General features: G+C 65.1%; 3 protein-coding genes. All 3 read left to right on the top strand.

Annotation, left to right across the window (positions count from 1 at the left end):
- Positions 1-284: hypothetical protein (locus tag AB0J58_RS45070; RefSeq protein ID WP_364228011.1), on the top strand; the 284-nt coding region annotated here is incomplete at its 5' end.
- 68 nt (positions 285-352) lie between these two features.
- The gene (locus AB0J58_RS45075; protein ID WP_357795852.1) at positions 353-838 is read left to right on the top strand and encodes a hypothetical protein; all 486 of its coding nucleotides are present in this window, start codon (positions 353-355) and stop codon (positions 836-838) included.
- 3 nt (positions 839-841) lie between these two features.
- Positions 842-1,251: hypothetical protein (locus tag AB0J58_RS45080; protein ID WP_364228014.1), on the top strand; the 410-nt coding region annotated here is incomplete at its 3' end.

Genomic DNA, 1,251 nt, shown 5'->3' on the forward strand with positions numbered 1-1,251 from the left:
TGTCGGGCACCGGCTACACGGCAGGTGGAGAGACGCTCAGCGTGGTGTCGTTCGCTGAGCTCGGAAGTACAGGCAAGGCGGGCTGGAAGTTCGATCCGGTCGGCTGGGCCGACTCCACGATCACCGACGCTGAGGGCGGGTTGATCTACGCGCCTGGCCTGTCGGACCGGTGTGTGCTCTTCCGCCGCTTCGGCCAGGCGTACTCCACCCAGGACGGGTTATTCGAAATTACGTTCCATTCTGATGGGGCGTGGCGGCAAAACCTTCTAGGCGCGACCGCTTAACCCGACCTTCCCCTGATGCCTCACCGAACCGGTGGGGCTTTTTTCATGCCTGGATTCGGAGAGACCGCATGGCCAAGTCTGGCTACTCGATCACCACTGAGGGCGCCGTCACCCTGACCGGAGGCACAGCCCGAACCATCCTCGGCGTCAAGTCAGGCGCCACCACCGCCAACCACGGCGTTGACCTGCGAAAGCTCCGAGTCGGATTCAACGGCACGTCGGCCAGCGCGGTCCCGGTGCTCGTCGAGGTGTGCGCGGCCACGTTCGCCACGAACGCCCCCGGCACGCAGTCCACGAGCGTGACCGTACGGCAGGCGTACGGCCGACTCGTCGGCACCGGCTTCACCGCCGCGAAAGCGTGGAATGCGTCGAACGAACCGACCGTGCTGACCGTCATCGAGGAGTTTCTTCTCACCCCGAACGGCGGCTTGGTGCTCTACGAATGGGCGCTTGCCGAGGGGCCGGACTCCGCTCTCGGGGAGGGCTTCGCGTTGCGCTGCACCGCTCCTGCCGGGGTGGACGTGCGGGCCGGTCTGTGGTTCGAGAGGGCTTAGCCAGTGGCGATAGCCCTGCGCGCGGTCGCCTCCACCACCCCGAATGACGTCGGATCGTTCACTGTCAGCAAACCCACCGGCACCCTCACAGGCGACATTCTGATCGTTTTCCACAGCATCGAGACGGGCACTCTCGCGCAGATGGGCACCCCGACCGGGGGGTCGACCTGGCAGTCCTTAGCGACACGCAACAGCGGCACCGACTATGACATGAAGACGAAAGTCTGGTGGAAGGTCGCAGGAAGTAGCGAACCGTCCACTTATGGGTTCACGCAAAACAGCGGCGGTACCGGGTGTGTAGCGATCGCCGCCATCTCAGGGGCCGACGGATCCGTGACGCCAGTCGTTGCCCAATCAGGTGCCGACGAGTTCATCGCTACCGTCCCGACTCCCTCGACGACCCCGACGGGCGC

Source organism: Streptosporangium sp. NPDC049644, from assembly GCF_040675205.1.
GTDB lineage: Bacteria > Actinomycetota > Actinomycetes > Streptosporangiales > Streptosporangiaceae > Streptosporangium > Streptosporangium fukuiense.